Consider the following 18,289-nt stretch of genomic DNA (forward strand, 5'->3'; position numbering starts at 1 on the left):
AGAAAGGTCCTTCATAGGACTAATAAAGGACATAAATATGATAGGAAACAAGAGAAATGACAAAACGTTATGAAAAATAGTGGATTCCTTGATGATGTGCTAATCTATTCATGAGACATGAACATCCTTGTAGGTAGTTGGTAGCGCATCTATTCTAACCAAGAAGTTGGATTCCTGTCTCCTTTTTTGTTTGGATGTAAATATATGTTAGGGAATTTGCTCATCTACATTATCTAAAATAAAAATACTATCACTATCAGATATAAAAAGGGTTGATACAGGAGACTTGGTCAAGAAAGGAAACAGAAGTCTTGCATAGTAACAGGAACAAATTCAATCTATGGTAAGTATTTCTGAGCGATCCCTTATCAATAGTAGAAGGAAGGTAGTCCTGTCCTAATCCTCCATGATAAGGAGAATTCCTGAAAATGGGGCCTTCCCCTCACCGCTTTACAGTATTAACGTGGTGGGGGAATGGCCCTCTGTCCAAGGGGACAGGCCCTCGTCCAAAGATGGGAATAAATATGTTATAATTAGTAAAACATATACATATACTTTGTCAAAAAGTTGAGAGGTATATGTATATGAAAGGAAAACGTAAGGGTGATGAAGGAATGAACACTCTCACATTAAAAGAAATTGAAAAAAGAGCACTTCAAAACCGTAAAAAATATGAGCATGTAGTCAATAAAGTAATATCAAAAATTGAAAACCAAAATTTGAATCGTGGAAGGGTACGACCAAAAGATCCAACGGAAGCAAAAATTTTGGCTCGTTTTAATAGACAATGAACATCCATAAAGCAAAAGTAGAATTGAAATCATTACGAGATAAGCCAAAGTATGAAGCCATGCTTAAAACAGCTTCTATCGTTACACAACTACTAGATCCATATAATATAAAACCTATTATTGTCGGTGGCTTATCTGTTGAAATTTATACATAGCAAGAATACTCAACAAGAGATATTGACTTTGTTTCCGATGGATATCAAAAAATAGAAAACATTCTCTTATCTTTAGGATTTCAGAAAGAAGGTCGTCATTTTTTCCATGAAGAAATAGAAATTGCTATTGAAATTCCAGATAATCATTTAGCTGGCGATTATAATCGAGTTAAAAAAGTTGTTATAGATGAAAACCACTTTGTCTACTTAATTTCAATTGAAGATATTATATTAGATCGATTACGAGCTGGGGTTCATTGGAAATCAGAAGAGGATCAAATATGGGCCTTTAAACTATTAAGCAGCCATTTTGATTCTATTGATGTAACATACTTGCTAAAGGGAACTGAAGCAGAAAAAGAACTACAATTGCTACAAGAGTGGCTTGATCAACTAAAACGAGATTTTCCAAAAAATAAAGCTTAACCAATACTCCTTAAGAATGATTAAAAATTAAAGTCAGGTCTGTTGTTTTAACCTATCCTCTTTCTATATGGGGCCAGTCCCTCACCACTTTACAGTATTAACGTGGCGGGGGACTGGCCCCAGAAAGTTCTTTCTCCATATACTCCTCACGAATTTGAGATAGTGTCTTTCCTGTTTCCTTATGAACAGCAAATACATATGTTTGGATACTATTCCAGCCAAAAAGGTCTTTTAACCATTTTTGCATGGATATTTCTTCACCGTTTACTTCCACATTTCCGTTGGCCAATAGTTTAGCTTCTTCTTCCCGACCTTTTGCAACAATTGTATCACCAGCTTTAACAACGCCCCATTCAAGCATATCATTAATTTTAGGAAGTGATCTTCGTGAGATACCTTTTTTCTTCGTGCTACTTTTTAAAGGACTTTCTAAGAAATTTACATAATAATCTCGATAGGTATTAAGGGGCAAAACCTTTTCAATATTTAAGAACACTTCATCGTTTATTTTGTAGGGAATTATTTTAAAACAAGTAATATCAACATTATTACTATTTAGCCAAGCAACCGTGATATTGAAGGGCGAAAAGAAGCCTTAGAATTTCAAGCGATTCGATATGCAGCCAGCTATGCGACGATTGAAGATCTAGAGGATTTAGTATACAATACCTAAACGAAACTTCAGGAAAACCGGCTAGCAGGGAAACTTTAAACATGGTTGGAAGATTAAACAAAAACTATCATTGGTTAAATGAAGAAATTGTAGATAACCTTTACCAACGCGCATTAAATAAACAACTATCCCAACAACAAATCCAATCCATTCGCAAGCTTTTGGACAGCGGCCATTCCAAATTTATTAAGCTGCATTTAGAAAATCAAAAAAAGTTGATCAAATATGTACTTAGTTCACCAGCCCTTCTTCCCCAGTTGTGGAATAAACGGCTCGATGAACTTTTAAGGAGTCAGGGAAATGGATAAATATAAAGATTTTTTTCGCTTGATTATAAAGATAATTGTTCAACATCTATATACACAGATTAATTTTGCGACATATATTATTTATACTTGAACCGCTTTTTTATCTAACTTAAACGTCTTAACTTATGTCTACTTGTATATTCCCATCAATCAAATTATACGTAAAAACCAATCCTCACGCTTACACCCATTCAGCAGGAGGCACAGTGCACGCATCCCGAAAAATTTGAACATACACCTTGTTATGTGTATAATAATCGTAAGAAAAACATAAAATGAAAAAGACCGAGTGCGGCGAACACCCGGTCAGCGCAACTACATGCCGCAAGAAGAGCGGCTGACCCAATTAAATCAGAGATTACCGAAAAGGAGTAACCGTCTTAATCCATTGGTCGTGGGGGAGCGGTTACTTCTTTTTGTTTATATAGACGACCATCGTAACAATCAATGTTAGCACTCCTATCAGCACTAGACTGAATTGAGCGACTAGACTTAATGCTTCGTATGTCGTCATTTTCCCACCTCCCTTCACCGGGAAGTGGCCAACCGCCCACCCTGCTTATGTAGTTGCTACTATGATTCTAGCATTTTTCCATTGCAAATTCTATTCAATCAAAAAAAGAGAGCTGTTCAAGCTCTCCTTCTCTGCTATCCTATCAATTTGGCGACAAACTTCGAGCGGTGCCATTCGTCGAAAATCGCGCATAAAACGGCAATGCCCCATGCGCCAAGCAAAACGATGGGGAGACATCGCTTTCCATGCCAGAAAAGCAAGCACACCGAAAACAGAAAGATGCGCCAATTTGCGGACGATGTAATTCCCGGAGAAGAAACCATCACTTATATTGTCCAGATGTCTGAATGGCGATTTTTGTACAATTTCACCGAGCATGTTTGCGGTATGTTCACTATTACAAGTCAGGGATTCTATAAAGTAATAAATGAGACCGCACCATAGAAGAACAAATCCCCAGACAAGTCATTTGTTTTTCATGTAATCACCTATTGATCTCTTCTATTCCTTTTAAAAACAAATTCAGCCTCCCGCTGAAATGATTCAGCAGGAGGCTTTCTATTTACTTCACATTTCGGCTATGCCATTTCCATGCGCTTTCGATGATTTGTTCCAACGAATATTCCGCTTTCCAGCCGAGTTCTTCGTAAATTTTTTGCGATGAGGCGACAAGGCGGGCCGGGTCGCCTGGGCGGCGGGCGGTATATTCGATGATGGCTTTACGACCAGTTACTTTTTCACACGTTTCAATCACTTCTTTGACGGAATAGCCTAAACCGTTGCCAAGGTTGTAGACAGCGGTTTTCTTTTTGCCTGACAATAAGGCTTCGAGCGCTAAAATATGTGCCTTCGCTAAGTCGGTGACATGAATATAATCGCGGATGCATGTTCCGTCCGGCGTATCATAGTCCGTACCAAAGACAGAAATTTTGTCGCGCTGGCCTAACAAATGCTGCAAGATAATCGGAATTAAATGCGTTTCCGGGTTATGGTCTTCGCCAATTTCCACCGACTCATGCGCCCCGGCCGCATTAAAGTAGCGAAGGACGACATAGTTAAGACCATACGCAGAAGCAAAGTCTGCTAAAATGTGTTCAATCATTAACTTCGAGCGGCCGTATGGATTAATCGGATTCGTTGGGCAATCTTCGGTAATTAATTCGACATTCGGAATCCCATACGTTGCCGCGGTTGAGGAGAAAATAAAGTTTTTCACATTATATTTCAGCATCGTTTCTAATAAGGTTAACGTCGCCGCGACATTGTTTTGATAATATTTGAGCGGATGAACGACCGATTCGCCGACTAAGCTGTTCGCCGCAAAATGCATGACGGCTTGAATCGGGTATTTTTCAAAAATCGGCTCAAGGTCCGCTTTGTTCCCTAAATCCCCTTGCACAAACACCGTGCGATCATCCACTAAATACCGATGACCGGTAGATAAGTTATCAAGGACGATGACTTGCTCTTTTTCCACTAACTCTTTCACTAAATGACTGCCGATATAACCGGCGCCGCCAACTACAAGAATCATAGACAATCCCCCAATTTAATACGTCGTATTGTCAAAATTTTTTAAGATTGGTTGTTTCATATGGTTAAACCCCTTAATTTTTAGTTCTTAACACTTGCAAAATTTCTTTTGAAATGATATCTGCTTGATTGACAAGAAAATCACTATCATGTGTATGTGGACTCTTCAACTCATTGGCGAATTCTTCGTTAATGACAAAGTGGTGTAATTCGTTCCATGTCATTGTCTTGCATAAATGATTTTCTTTTAAATACGAAATCGTATGTTGATCTTCTTTCATCATTTGTCGATCTAAAATCAATAGTGGCTTACAAGCGCATCCTGCTTCACTAACGATTCCCCAACCTGGCTTTGAAATGATTAAATCCGCTACAGCAATGTAATGTTGTGATTCGATGTAGTCTTTTGGAATGGAAAAAACATTTGGCCTTTGCACTTGAACATTGGATGAAACGATAAACGTACAATTAGGGCTATCCCAAATCGGCAGGCGTTCTAATTGTTCGATATCAATTTTCATCCCAAGCCCAAAGAAAACAACGAACTGATCGCCAGTTGGATTCACAAATTTTCTGATCCTATTAACTTCATTGCTATCTACGTTTCTGGCAAAAAAGCCGAACTGCTTCGTTCCTTGCATTCCCCAATCTGGCTCTTGACTGCCCGCTAGAGAGAAAAAATACGTCATTTTTTCATAGGCCTCTTTTAAAGGCTCAAGAAGCAGCGAATCAGCAATTAATCCTTGATACGCCGTATGCCAAGTAAAGTTGGATATACCAAGTGAAGGAATTCCTAGCATGTACGCCGCTTCAAACGGAAAAGCAGAAATATCGGAAATGACGAAATCTATCCCATTTGTCTGTAGATAATCTCGTTCTTGTTCAATTAGGGAGCTCCACTTTTTCAAATACTTTTCATATTCAACGATCAATTTTTCGATATCCGGCTCAATCGAATCTTTTCGCAACACATAACCAATATCCGTTTCCAGCGTGCGAAACACAATTCGATTCTCACCCTGCAAAGACTCTCGCAAAAACTGAAGGGCAAAAGAGTGGCAAATAATCACTCTTACATCTTTCACCATCTTCAACAACTGGCGAATAAGCGCTACACTTCTTGCCGCATGCCCAAAACCGTAATCAGAAATGTAATACGCAATCGTCTTCATTTTGCCTAAGCCTTTCTATTGAAATAAAAAAAGAAGCGGGGAACCATCCCCGCCAATTAAGAAATCACTTTTGATTTTGATTTTTGGAAGTGACGAATGACATCGTCCCAATTAAAATAAAGCCGCACAAAATCTTCATCACTAATACCAGAACCTGTTTGTACTTCAATAAACTCTAATTCCGTAATCGCCCGAATACCATGTTTTCGCCCTGCCGGAAGGTGAATGATATCCCCTGCTTTTACACGAGTAATAGAGTCATCTAACGCAAGTTCCCCTTCACCACGAACAATCGTCCATACTTCATCACGTAAATTATGATAGTGGTAGCTTGAGTTTTTCCCTTCATGAATACAAATACGCTTCGTTACCATTTCTTCACCATCTTCATATTTCGCATAGTCAAGAACGCGCGACCAGCCCCAAATCCGCTCTTCGTACATTGGCGGCTGATGAAAACCGTTAATTAAATCTTTAATTTTTGGACTGGAAGCTTTATCGGCAACCAAGATTCCGTCTGGGCTTGCTGCCACAACAAGATCTTTTGTACCAATCACCGTCACAGGAATGTCTAATTCATTCACCAAATGGGTATTCACCACATCTTCCGCTAATACGCCTTTCCCAATTTGATTTGTTGTCATTTCCTCTGTCAGCGTATTCCACGTACCAAGATCTTTCCAATAACCATCATACGGAAGCACGACAATATGGTCAGCTTTTTCGACTACCTCGTAGTCAAAGCTAATTTTTGGCAATGTGCTATATTGATTAGAAAGCTGATCAAAATGAAGCGGAATGCTGTTCTCCATTAGAAGATTGACTAAATATTTTAATTTCAAGGCAAATACCCCACAGTTCCAAAAAGCATTCATCGCAATTAACGCTTGCGCCTTTTCTTCACTTGGCTTCTCTGTAAAGTGATTCACAACAAAATATTCTGCGCCTTCCGCCTTTTCCTTAGGAACAATGTATCCATATTTAGAAGAAGGGTATGTTGGTTTTACACCGATTAACGCAAGCTCGGCATTCGAATGCTCAAGAACATTCTCTAATTCTTTGACTCTTTGAAAGAAAGAATCTTCCACATATGGATCCACCGGCAAAACGACTACTGTTTCATCTTCTGATATATTCTCGATCGTATATAAATAAGAAGCCGCAAGCGCAATCGCTGGAAACGTATCGCGGCGCTCCGGCTCAATAATCAATGGCACATCCGTTCCTAATTGGCGATGAATCATATCGCGCTGCATCTTCGATGTGGCAATCACCGCAGATTCAGCCAATCCAACTGCTTCCAACTGCCCCCACACCCGCTGCACCATCGACTGCTTCTCGCCATTCTTTCCTTCCAACACTTTTAAAAACTGCTTCGAACGCGTATCATTCGACAAAGGCCAGAGGCGTTTGCCAGATCCGCCGGATAAAAGGACTAATTTCATATTAAACAGAAACCTCCAATATGTTGGAAATAGCATTAAATTTGGTTAAATATTAAAATTCCTTTTTGCAATAAACCAAGAATTTAATAAATTTTCTTTATTATAAGTTAGGTTAACACCTGTTTCGATATTTAAAACTACTCCATCCGACCGTTCTACAATCGCCTGTCCAGCAGCCGTATCCCATTCCATTGTTGGGGCAAACCGTGGATATACATCCGCTTTTCCTTCCGCAACTAGGCATAGTTTCAACGAGCTACCAGCGGAAGTAATCTCAATTTCACCATATTTCTCTTTAATTTGATTGATATATTCCTCTGTTTCTGGCGACAAATGTGAACGACTAGCCACAACCGATACTTTTTCTTTCTTTATTTCAAGTGGGAGTCTTACAGAAACATTCACAAGCGCTAAATCGTCTTGTACCTCTACTGTACTCACATTTTCAAGTTTAAAAGAGCCGATATCTTTTTTCGCAAAATATGCTGTATCCAACACAGGCGCGTAAATCATGCCTACAACTGGCTTTCCTTCTTCAATTAAGGCGATATTAACCGTAAACTCTCCGTTTCTTTTAATAAATTCCTTTGTTCCATCTAACGGATCAACCAGCCACAAATAGTCCCATTCTTTACGGGTATCATATGGAATCGATTTTCCTTCTTCGCTTAAAACAGGAATATCAGGATATAAAGAGCTTAGTCCCTTAACAATCGTTTCATGCGACTTTTTGTCAGCTAATGTCAGAGGAGATTGGTCCTCTTTACTTTCTACATCAAAGTCATTTGCATACACTTGTAAAATTTCCTTTCCGGCATCTAACGAAATCTTTAATAAATCGATTAATTGAATATTTTCCAACATAATTAAAGACCTCTTTCATAAAAATTTGAAGGCCACTTACGATAAGTGACCTTAATCCAATATTAGTTAATATACCCTTTTTCTTCAAGATAAGTAATAACTTTCTTTACAGACTCTTCTAATGTTTGCTTGTCCGTTTCAACAACTAATTCTGGATTTTCTGGTGCTTCATATGGATCGTCAATTCCTGTGAACCCTTTAATCTCACCAGCACGTGCCTTTTTGTACAAGCCTTTCGGATCGCGTCTCTCACACTCTTCCAAACTACATTTCACATAGATTTCAATAAACTCTTTTTCACCAAGAAGTTGACGAACCATGTCGCGGTCTTCACGGTATGGAGAAATAAAAGCAGTTAACGTAACAATCCCCGCATCGACCATTAATTTTGATACTTCACCAATACGGCGAATGTTTTCTTTTCGGTCTTCAGCGCTAAAGCCAAGGTTTTTATTTAAGCCGTGGCGAATGTTGTCGCCATCAAGAATATACGTGCGAATACCTCGTTGATGAAGTTCTTTTTCAACTTCCACCGATAACGTTGATTTCCCAGCACCTGAGAGGCCGGTAAACCATAGTACAACGCTTTTATGGCCATTTAACTTTTGTCGGTCTTCTTTTGTTACCTTTGAGTGATGCCAAACAATGTTTGTCGCTTTCATTCATCCTAACTCCTTTTTATGAAATCCATACTAAATGAACAATCCAAATGGATATAACCATTACAATAATGCTAAGTGGTGTTCCGACTTTTATATAATCGGTGAATTTATACCCTCCTGGACCATATACGATCAAATTAGTTTGATAACCAATTGGGGTTATAAAGCTTGCGGATGCTGCAATGGTAATTAATACAGCTAGTCCAGTTGGATCAATGCTCATTTTCTTTGCTATTTCCATTGCGATCGGAAACATCATAACAGCTGCCGCACTGTTTGTGATTAACTCCGTAAAGATATTAGTCAATAAATAAATAGAAAATAATACAGCCACTAATCCAAATGGCTCAGCTATTTTCATCAACCCATTTGCAATCCATTCTGCTGCCCCTGTTTTGATCATCGCCGTTCCAATTCCAAAGGAGCTGGCGATTAATAAAAGAACATTGAATTGCACGGACTGCTTTGCTTCCTCTGGCGTAATCACTCTCGCAAGCAATAATAAAACAGCCGCTAAACTCATTGCCTTAAACATGGAAAGTATTCCAAATGTCACAAGAAGAATCATCGCAACAAGAATACTTATCGCAATCCAACCTTTTTTCGGATCTTCTTGTAATACAGCAGGCGTATCAAGAGGCGTAACCACATAAAAATCATTCGATTGCTTAAATTTATCAATAAAATCAGAACCGCATAAGAGAAGTAACGTATCACCCGGTTTTAAAACAATATCCCCTATTTTACTTTTAATTCTTTCACGGTTTCGATGCACAGCAATAACCCCTGCATCATACTTGCTTCTAAATCTCACTTGTTTAATCGTTTTATATAAAAGTGTCGATTGATGCGACACAACCGCTTCAACTAACTGTGTATTTCCATTTTTTAATGAATCTAGTGTCAAATTTGTCCCGGTTTCTAATGTAAGTCCCTTTATTTTCTGAAGCTCTGCAATCGTCGAAATCAAGCCGGTGAAGATTAAACGATCTCCTTCTTGAATTTTTGTTGTTGACTTTACCGGAGAAATTTTTTCGTTTCCGCGAATAATTTCAATTAAATACAATCCTTTTAATTGACGCAATCCTGCAGCCTGAATAGATTGATTGAGAAACGGGAAATCAGAAGTAACCGTCATTTCAGCTAAATATTCACGCGAATGCTCCTGAACCGTTTCTTTCATTCCTTTATTATTTGGCAATAATCGATAGCCAATCGTTATAAGATAAACAAGCCCGACAATGGTAATTGGTATCCCAACAATCCCTAATTCAAATAAAGAAAATCCTTCCATGCCATTGTCCAACATTAAACCGTGTACTACAAGGTTGGTGGACGTTCCCATTAGTGTAATCGTCCCACCTAAAATCGTGGCATAGGATAGAGGGATTAGAAATTTTGAAGGTGATATTTGATTTTCTTCACACCATTTGCGAAGAATCGGTGTTAATGCGACAACAATCGGTGTGTTATTTAAGAAAGCTGATAATCCAGAGACAGGTAAAAATACGCGCAACATCGTTTTTGGAATCGATTTGCTGTTTTTCAATCGTCTCGCTAAGGCACGGTCAATAATACCGCTTTTCTGAACCGCCCCGGCAACAATAAATAATAAAGCAATTGTCAACATTCCTTGATTCGAAAAACCTTTTAATGCTTCTTCGGACGTTAATATACCTGTCAATAAAAAAACCGTTAACACAACAAACACAATCATATCAGGGCGGGCTACTTCCAACATAAGCCCGCCCAACATTAACACGACCATCAATAAAACGAAGCCGATTTCCAACGTCATAAGGATTTCCGTTCCTTTTAATTAGTCTCTCTCATTCCTCGAATCAATACTTCTGCTACTTCAGGACGTGAAAACTCTGCTGGTGGCTTAATGCCGTTACGCAACATTTCACGCACTTTCGTACCGCTTAAATGTACATGATATTTTTTATAATGCGGACATGTTTTCGTTGTTCCCATATTGCCGCATTTTGTGCAATAGAAGCTGTGTTCAAATTTTAAAATTTCAATACCAATCTCTTCTTTTGTAAAGTTATCGAAGATTTTTTGTGCGTCATATGTTCCATAATAATCGCCAACACCTGCATGGTCACGGCCAACAATAAAGTGCGTGCAACCATAGTTTTTACGAACTAACGCATGAAGAATTGCTTCACGCGGACCAGCATAACGCATCGCTGCAGGGTAAATCACAAGACGCACGCGATCTTTCGGATAATAATTGTCAAGTAACACTTGATAACTTTCCATACGAATGTGTGCTGGAATATCATCTGATTTTGTTTCCCCAACAAGCGGATTTAGAAGCAATCCGTCCACAATTTCCAGCGCACATTTTTGAATATATTCATGCGCGCGATGCACTGGGTTACGTGTTTGGAACCCAACAACTGTTTTCCACCCAAGCTCGGCAAACATTACACGAGTTTCACTAGGATCTTTGTAGAATTCTTTAAACTGATCATGAGCTGGACGATTTAATAATGTAATTGGACCCGCTAAATACACTTCTCCTTTTTCATATACTTTCTTTACGCCCGGATGTGCTTCATCCGTTGTGCCATATACCATTTTTGCTTCTAATTCTTTATCGTATGTATACTTTTCTTCTAACTTAAGCGTTCCGTAAATAATACCATCTTCACCTTTAAGAGCAATTTCTTCTCCAATCTCGAATTGGTCAGCCTCTTCTTTTGTTACTGGTAACGTAATAGGAATACTCCAAACCAAACCATTCGCAAGGCGCATTTCGTTGACAACACGAAGATAATCTTCTTGACCCATGAATCCAGTCAACGGGCTGAAGCCGCCAATGCCGATTAGTTCGAGGTCGGAAAGGCTCCATGCGGAGAGTGTAAGATGTGGCATTTTTTCTGCTTTAGACAAAAGTTCTTCTCTTTCTTTTCCTTTCACTTCGCGATTAATAAGTACTCCACCATGTGGTGCAATCAAATAAGTTTTTTCAATTGTCATTGTAGTCAATACCATTTCCCCCTTAAAACACATTAACTTTAACAACGACAAAAATTACTTTAACCAAGAAGATAAGTCACGGTTAATTAAATCTTGTAATTGTAAAATATCTGGACTTATGACAAATTTTTGGACACACAAAATTTAATTTGTATTTGGTGCCTGCTCGATAAAAGAGCGAAGGCGGTGGTGCTTGACATGGAGCCTCTGCGGGCATGATTCTCCTGCCGAGAAGCCAGCTGTTATAAACATCGGCATCGCCTAACAAGGCTATCATGCCCGCCACTCCATATAAAGCAGGTGCACAATCTTCATTTTGGAGCTAGACTATCTTCCGGATGCTGTCTTCTAACTCTTGGGGTGTTTTATAGCCTAAACTACTATGAATCCTTTTACGGTTGTACCAACCCTCTATATATTGAAAGAGAAATCTTTTAGCTGATTGATAATCTAGATACTTGAAATGGTGAATTTCCTCTTTTTTTTCAGAATGGCATGAAAGGACTCTATACAAGCATTATCGTATGGGCAACCTATTCGACTAAACGATTGTTTCATGTTTTTGGAAAGAACATATTTGGCAAATTCTTCGCTTGTATATTGAGAACCCAAATCTGTATGAATGACAAGTCCTTTTTTGGGAGCTTGGGTCTCATACGCATTATTTAAAGCCTTTATCACTAATTCTGTCGTCATCGTACGTGAAAAGGAATAGCCAACTACCTACTTAGAGTGTAAATCGAGTACAGAAGCTAAATAACACCAACCATCTTTTAAAGTATGAATATATGTAATATCCGTCACCCATTTTTCGTTGATGGTTGTGGTTGTGAAATCTTGGTTTAACAGATTTTCGCGATCTACTACCTACTCTTTACTAGAATATGGACGGTATTTTTTCGTTACAATCGAACGAATACCAGCTTTTTTCATTAAACGCTGGACTCTTTTTACGCTTACCACATAACCTTCCTTTCGAAGGATATAATGAATTTTGGGTGCACCATAGCGCTGTTTGCTTTCTTCATAAATTTCCAAAATTCTTTTTCTTAATTCCTTGTTTTCACGTTCACGATTAGATTCAACATGATGTAAAGATTGATAATACGTAATTCTAGGAATCTCTAATACATCACAAAGTGTTTGAATGGGATATTGTTCTTTCTGTTGATCAATGAAAGAAATGAGCTCGGATTGACTTACTTTCTCGCGAATATGGCCATAGCCTTTTTTAATATTTCATTTTCTTCCTAAAGCCGACGAATCTGTTTTTTTAATTGAGCCAAGTCATCTGGAGTAACACGAGATCCATCTTCCAAACTAATAGGAGAATATTTTTTAATCCAGTTATAAATCGTTACTTCTGATACGCTATATTCGCTACTTAAATCTTTCACTAAGTGACCAGAGTGATAAAGATCAACAACCATTTTCTTGAAATCATCATTAAACTTTTTGCCATTATTTTGGTTACCCATAAGGACACATCCTTTCATTTTTCATTATGGTCTATGGAAACTTAACTTAGATGTGTCCATGAATTTATACTAGCATCAATCTTCTTTAAATTCTTCGATTAATTTTTGTCATATTGAATTAACCAATGTAGGTTTAGCTAAATTCCGATTCATAATTCGCTCTTTTAATTTTCTTCGTGTTTCTTGATTAGCCACTATCCTTTTAAACAAGTCTTTTATTACACTGTCTTTATGAATTAACTTGTTTTTTGGAATACCGGAAATATTAAATCTTGTAGACATATCAGGAATGAACTCGTTATCTACCCCGAGAAAATCAAATATTTCCCTTAACAACTGTTTTGGATTTTCTTTTATCTTCGTACAAAAATATTTTAAATTGTCTTCGATCAAAGAGTTCAAAATAAACCTTCAATTGAGCACTATAATATCCCAGATTCTTATACCCCCAAGCATATTCCCAATTATTTTCTAGTCTTTTCTGCTCCTTCTCAAGAGCAGCCTGAAAAGATAAAGTTTCTCTACCGTCTCTAACGAAATGCATATATTGGGAATACGCCCTATCAACCGGATTCCTTAAAATCACAATCATTTTTACATTAGAAATATATTTCTTTATCCCTATTGCTGCCTTTTTGCTACATAAATAAAGTGGAGAAGCCTCACCAATTGCCTTTTTAACCGTAACGTTTTTAAATAGAGACGATAATCGTCAATATTAGTGATAGAAAATTCTTTAAGAATTTCATCTTCAGGTCCTTTGAAATCTACATTTGAGCCTTCTAATGCAAAAAAATTTGTCTCTTTAATAGGGCTTAAATAGATTTGAGGAGCTGCTTTAGGTAATGATACAGTGAAGTTGTTCCGGATTTGGCAGCTCCTATAATTAAAAAATTAGGCATTGTCATACGAATTTACCTCGCAGCTTTGAATTTTTTAAGAAGTTCAAAATCATTCTCCTTTCTATTTTGTTTAATCCAAAAACTATAACAATAACTAGATGAATAATAAAAATGCTAATCATAGAAATAATCATATTATGAATAACGGTATTAGAAATAAACCAATAGAAAAAAATATTTAAAATAATTGATGCAACTATAGTATATTGTTTTTTAGAGTAAGGTAAAATACCAATCATTTTTCTTACAAACATTAAATTTAATAAATTTGTTAATATGACTCCTGAGGAAATTGCGATCGCACTACCGTTTACACCTAAAATCGGAGTCAACACAATAGTTAATATTATTGTGGCTATTAATGAAAAAATATTAACTTTCAAATTTAACGCGGCATTTCCAGACATCATTAATATATAGCCGACAGAACCTACCGCGATATTTACAAATTCCCCAATTGACAAAATAATAAGACTCGCACTTGCCTTAACAAAATCTGTACCGAAAAAATGCAATATATTTTTACTTTCAAGTACTAACCATAAACAGATTGGAGTTCCGAAAGTTAGTATCCATCTAACAGTTTCTTTATAAAGTTTATGCAGTTCATTTATTTGATTTTTGGCATATAAATCTGCAATTCGAGGTCCAAAAACTTTATTGACAGCTATTAATATAAAGCTAACAAAAGAAACCGTTTTTAACGATAAACTAAGGTAGCCAACTTCTGTAGGTGATAAGATCATTCCTAGAATGAGGACGGTAAAAGTGTAAGAAAACTGTAATATAAGTGTTATTGAAAAAGTGTAAAAGGTATATTGAATTAACTCTCTTTCAAGCTTAAAACTATTCAGTTTAACAGAAAATTTAAGCTCTTCTTCCTTAAGAGTTAACCTTAACGTCTTAATTGCGTATACAAAACTTAATATAGTATTAAAGAAATATAATACAGCTATTAACAAAAAATTTAATTGCTCTCCGGTGAAATAACTATATGTCCAGAGAATTACTAACAAAATAAACATACTGATCGGTCTAATAAAATCCTCAGGTACTATAGCTCTTCTATAGTAAAAGAAAGCTTGGTTTATAGCCCGACTTACAACAATAAATGTATTAAAAGTGATACTTAGTCCCATTATTATTAAAGCATACTTTAACTTAAAACTATTATAAAGATTACCTATAGGAAAGGAAACAAAAATAAGCAATAATGTAAAAACAAAAGATAGCAAGATTACAAACGCGATGCTTAAATTTAACTTTTGCTCTAAATATTGCTTGCCTTTCTGCTTCCACAGCGGAATGTACCTTAGCAAGGAATTTTCAAATCCAAATACAGAAAGAATATTTACAAATGCAATGATAGAGAGTGCTATATTATATAGACCAAAATCAAACGCACCAACAATTTTCACAGTAATAATTAAACTAAAATAACCAAGAAGACTACTTAAAACGCGGCCTACAAATGACAAGCCGGCTCCTAAGAACATATTGTCTTGTTTATTTAGAATTCTTTTTTGTTCCAAATGTATTTCCCTTTCTTAAATAATTTAGCTGTAGCATTATAATGTTATATCCATACAAACCACATAACTTCGTCCCGCCCCTCATGTACTTCTGAAAAACGGGGCTCAATAAAAACACTTTTTTCTCCTAGCAACAGCGATAATTAAAGAACTATTAGAAGAGAAATCTTCCAACAGCTAAAGAAATTATTTACTGGTAGACAAACAATTCTCTTCTACTCCTTCCCACGTCATATAAATGCGAATAATATCTTCTTCAATTAATTTCGTTCCTGTTTGCACTTCAATAAACTCTAAATCAGTAATCGCCTTAATTCCATGTTTTGCACCGACAGGAATTTCAAGTACATCCCCCGGTCTTACGTGGCGAATTTCACCGTTAAAGGCAAATTCACCTTCTCCCTTAATAATCGTCCATATTTCGCTGCGATGATGATGCATTTGATAGCTTAAATTTTTCCCTGCCGCAACGCCAATTCGTTTTGTTAATACTTCTCGTCCATCTTCTAACTTTGTATAGTCCAATACCCGATACCAACCCCAGCGGCGTTCTTCGTACATTGGACGCTGGTCAAAATCGTCCACCAGTTCTTTAATTCGAGGGCTCGCAGCTTTGTCGGAAACTAAAATTCCGTCCGGACTTACCGCTACAATCGCATTCGATACCCCTAAGACAGTCACAGGAATATCAAGTTCGTTAATCAGATGAGTATTCTCGCAATCGCCACTAATAACACCTTTCCCAATTTGGCTCGTTGCCATTTCCTCTGTTAACGTGTTCCATGTCCCAAGGTCTTTCCAATCGCCGTCATAAGGCAACATGACAATACGTTGTGCTTTTTCCACTACTTCATAGTCAAAGCTAATCTTCGGAAGCCGCTCATACTGCTTCAACAACTCATCATATTGAATCGGAAGCCCCTTTTCTTTTAATAATGAAATCATATAATCCAACTTAAAAGCAAACACACCGCAGTTCCAAAGCGCACCTTGTTCAATTAACTTCGCTGCTTTTTCTTCGGCTGGCTTCTCTATAAAATGGCTTACTCTTAAATAATCACTTTCATTAGATTGGGAAGCTGGAACAATATAACCATACTTCGCCGATGGATACGTCGGTTCGACACCGATTAACGCCAAATCTGCCCCACTTGCCAGTACGGTTTTCTCTAAATCATTCACTCGATGAAAAAAGCGATCCTCTACATATGGATCGACAGGCAACACCGCAATAACTTCATCTAAACGAATTCCTTCGACACTATACAAATAAACCGATGCAAGGGCGATCGCTGGAAACGTATCGCGCCGCAGCGGTTCAATGATAATCGGTACATCATGACTTAATTGGCTTTGAATCATATCGACTTGTGATTTGCTTGTAGCAATCACAGCGGAATCAGCAAGACCGACATTTTCTAACTGCCCCCAGACACGCTGAACCATTGACTGCAGCTCACCATTTTTATTTTCCAAAACCTTTAAAAATTGCTTTGAACGGGCATTATTTGATAATGGCCAAAGGCGTTTGCCCGAGCCGCCGGAAAGTAACACAAGATTCATGTTTCTTATAACTCCCCTTTATCATATAGCATATTTAATTACCTCAATAAATTGCTCACTTATGATCAAATATTTATCGCAAATATTATGACAATCTGGTAGACACTAGCAATCCTTGAACAAACTCTTCAATGATTCAAATAGTTATCTTTAGGTTCGAATCATTGGCGTAAAAAACTCCCCTTCACCTCTATTCATATGGTGTTGGGGAGTAAGCTTAATGTTCCAATATTCTCACGTTTATTCGCTAATTTTTCATTATATCGTGCACCAATCATATGAGTATGAAAATTACTCTAAATAACCAAAAAGTACACTATTGTAATCAATTTAGAGTACCTCATTCTTTATTATAGTACGCCACCATTCAAGAGTTTCTATTAAGCTATCCTCAAGTTTTCTTTTTGGTTCCCAACCAATCAATCTTCGTATTTTAGAAGAATCTCCAACAAAAACAGGGACCTCAGCAGGTCGAAAACGGGCAGAATCTATAGATACTTCAATAGGAACGTGAACATGCTTTAATAAAATATTTAGAATCTCGCTAATAGGAGTTGCCTTACCTGAGGATATATTATAAATCCCTGTCGGTACTTCCTTCTCTATTACTTTAACATAAGCATCTACTATATCACGCACATCAGTAAAATCGCGTTGTGCACTAAGATCACCAACAAAAATAGTCGAACCTTTGCTTCTCTCAAGTCTCGCAAGTTGAGAAGCAAAATCACTCACAACAAACCCTTCACGCTGACCAGGGCCAAAATGATTAAATGGTCTTAAATGAGCCACATTTAAATTTTCTTTTTTAGCCAGTTGAATGGCTAATTGTCCAGCAGCCAATTTGCTAATTGCATAAGGATTCTGAGGTAAACAGTTATCCTCTTCTGTAAGTTTCATTTTACTTTTGGCTGTCAACCCATATTCTTCACTAGAACCGACAGTGATAATTTTAGCATAAGGAGGAACTACATCTTTGACTGCTTGGACAAGATTAGTCGTCCCAATGACATTTACTTGGATTGTTTCAGAAGGATTCTCCCAAGCTTTTTTTACCATACTTTGAGCTGCCAGATGCACAATGGCATCTGGCTTACTTAATCTTAACACAGATTTAACATTCTCATAATTTAATAAATCCAATCTAACTTGCCTTACATGTTTTAGGAAAGAATTATGTTTTCTTACTGCAGCTATGACTTCGTGTCCTCTATCCATTAACTCTGTTACAAGCCATTTGCCAACAAAACCACTTGCCCCAGTAACAAGTATTCTCATTA

General features: G+C 37.3%; 18 protein-coding genes and 1 pseudogene. 3 read left to right on the forward strand and 16 right to left on the reverse strand.

Going from position 1 to position 18,289, the window contains the following annotated elements:
- Positions 1-584: 584 nt before the first annotated feature.
- Both J2S06_RS08005 and J2S06_RS08010 read left to right on the forward strand, forming a co-directional pair.
- Complete coding sequence (locus tag J2S06_RS08005) at positions 585-791, forward strand: hypothetical protein (RefSeq protein WP_419151939.1); 207 nt, start codon at positions 585-587, stop codon at positions 789-791.
- A complete protein-coding gene (locus J2S06_RS08010; protein ID WP_419151940.1) occupies positions 788-946 on the forward strand; it encodes a hypothetical protein in 159 nt (52 codons plus the stop codon). Before J2S06_RS08005 ends, J2S06_RS08010 begins: the two co-directional genes overlap by 4 nt.
- A 523-nt stretch (positions 947-1,469) precedes the next feature.
- On the opposite strand, the gene J2S06_RS08015 is transcribed toward J2S06_RS08010, so the two are convergent.
- The gene (locus J2S06_RS08015; protein WP_419151941.1) at positions 1,470-1,868 is read right to left on the reverse strand and encodes a hypothetical protein; all 399 of its coding nucleotides are present in this window, start codon (positions 1,866-1,868) and stop codon (positions 1,470-1,472) included.
- A gap of 218 nt (positions 1,869-2,086) precedes the next feature.
- Between J2S06_RS08015 and J2S06_RS08020 the strand changes: the two genes are divergently transcribed.
- On the forward strand, positions 2,087-2,353 hold the full coding sequence (locus tag J2S06_RS08020; protein WP_419151942.1) for a hypothetical protein: 267 nt from the start codon (positions 2,087-2,089) through the stop codon (positions 2,351-2,353).
- A 406-nt stretch (positions 2,354-2,759) separates the two neighbouring features.
- Here the strand turns inward: J2S06_RS08020 and J2S06_RS08025 are convergent, their stop codons facing one another.
- The 15 genes and pseudogenes from J2S06_RS08025 to J2S06_RS08095 all read right to left on the reverse strand — a co-directional run bounded on the left by J2S06_RS08025 (position 2,760) and on the right by J2S06_RS08095 (position 18,287).
- Positions 2,760-2,867: a putative holin-like toxin gene (locus tag J2S06_RS08025; protein WP_044747468.1), complete on the reverse strand. Its 108-nt coding sequence runs from the start codon at positions 2,865-2,867 to the stop codon at positions 2,760-2,762.
- Positions 2,868-2,957: 90 nt separating this feature from the next.
- A complete protein-coding gene (locus J2S06_RS08030; protein ID WP_419152039.1) occupies positions 2,958-3,296 on the reverse strand; it encodes a VanZ family protein in 339 nt (112 codons plus the stop codon).
- Between the two features lie 133 nt (positions 3,297-3,429).
- Entirely contained in the window at positions 3,430-4,401 is a 972-nt protein-coding gene (galE, locus tag J2S06_RS08035) for a UDP-glucose 4-epimerase GalE (protein ID WP_419151943.1), read from the reverse strand.
- A 73-nt stretch (positions 4,402-4,474) separates the two neighbouring features.
- Entirely contained in the window at positions 4,475-5,572 is a 1,098-nt protein-coding gene (locus J2S06_RS08040) for a hypothetical protein (RefSeq protein WP_419151944.1), read from the reverse strand.
- 56 nt (positions 5,573-5,628) lie between these two features.
- Positions 5,629-7,017 (reverse strand): sugar phosphate nucleotidyltransferase, encoded by a 1,389-nt coding sequence (locus J2S06_RS08045; RefSeq protein WP_419151945.1) that lies wholly within the window; start codon positions 7,015-7,017, stop codon positions 5,629-5,631.
- Between the two features lie 45 nt (positions 7,018-7,062).
- Entirely contained in the window at positions 7,063-7,881 is an 819-nt protein-coding gene (gene cysQ / locus J2S06_RS08050; protein ID WP_419151946.1) for a 3'(2'),5'-bisphosphate nucleotidase CysQ, read from the reverse strand.
- 62 nt (positions 7,882-7,943) lie between these two features.
- Entirely contained in the window at positions 7,944-8,543 is a 600-nt protein-coding gene (cysC, locus tag J2S06_RS08055; protein ID WP_419151947.1) for an adenylyl-sulfate kinase, read from the reverse strand.
- Between the two features lie 16 nt (positions 8,544-8,559).
- Positions 8,560-10,341, reverse strand: coding sequence for an SLC13 family permease (locus J2S06_RS08060; protein WP_419151948.1), 1,782 nt, complete (start codon positions 10,339-10,341; stop codon positions 8,560-8,562).
- Positions 10,342-10,358: 17 nt separating this feature from the next.
- Positions 10,359-11,534 (reverse strand): sulfate adenylyltransferase, encoded by a 1,176-nt coding sequence (sat, locus tag J2S06_RS08065; protein WP_419152040.1) that lies wholly within the window; start codon positions 11,532-11,534, stop codon positions 10,359-10,361.
- A gap of 322 nt (positions 11,535-11,856) precedes the next feature.
- A pseudogene (locus tag J2S06_RS08070) lies at positions 11,857-13,012 on the reverse strand (IS3 family transposase).
- 108 nt (positions 13,013-13,120) lie between these two features.
- Positions 13,121-13,414 carry a hypothetical protein gene (locus J2S06_RS08075; protein WP_419152046.1) on the reverse strand — a complete coding sequence of 98 codons (294 nt, stop codon included), beginning with the start codon at positions 13,412-13,414 and terminating at the stop codon, positions 13,121-13,123.
- A complete protein-coding gene (locus tag J2S06_RS08080) occupies positions 13,329-13,604 on the reverse strand; it encodes a sulfotransferase domain-containing protein (protein ID WP_419151949.1) in 276 nt (91 codons plus the stop codon). The genes J2S06_RS08075 and J2S06_RS08080 overlap by 86 nt, the downstream gene beginning before the upstream one ends.
- A 312-nt stretch (positions 13,605-13,916) precedes the next feature.
- Complete coding sequence (locus J2S06_RS08085; protein ID WP_419151950.1) at positions 13,917-15,446, reverse strand: oligosaccharide flippase family protein; 1,530 nt, start codon at positions 15,444-15,446, stop codon at positions 13,917-13,919.
- Positions 15,447-15,632: 186 nt separating this feature from the next.
- Positions 15,633-17,009 carry a sugar phosphate nucleotidyltransferase gene (locus J2S06_RS08090; protein ID WP_419151951.1) on the reverse strand — a complete coding sequence of 459 codons (1,377 nt, stop codon included), beginning with the start codon at positions 17,007-17,009 and terminating at the stop codon, positions 15,633-15,635.
- A gap of 330 nt (positions 17,010-17,339) precedes the next feature.
- Positions 17,340-18,287 (reverse strand): GDP-mannose 4,6-dehydratase, encoded by a 948-nt coding sequence (locus J2S06_RS08095; RefSeq protein ID WP_419151952.1) that lies wholly within the window; start codon positions 18,285-18,287, stop codon positions 17,340-17,342.
- Positions 18,288-18,289 lie beyond the last annotated feature (2 nt).

Origin of the sequence: Bacillus alveayuensis, from assembly GCA_030812955.1 — a bacterium.
Taxonomy (GTDB): domain Bacteria; phylum Bacillota; class Bacilli; order Bacillales; family Aeribacillaceae; genus Bacillus_CB; species Bacillus_CB alveayuensis.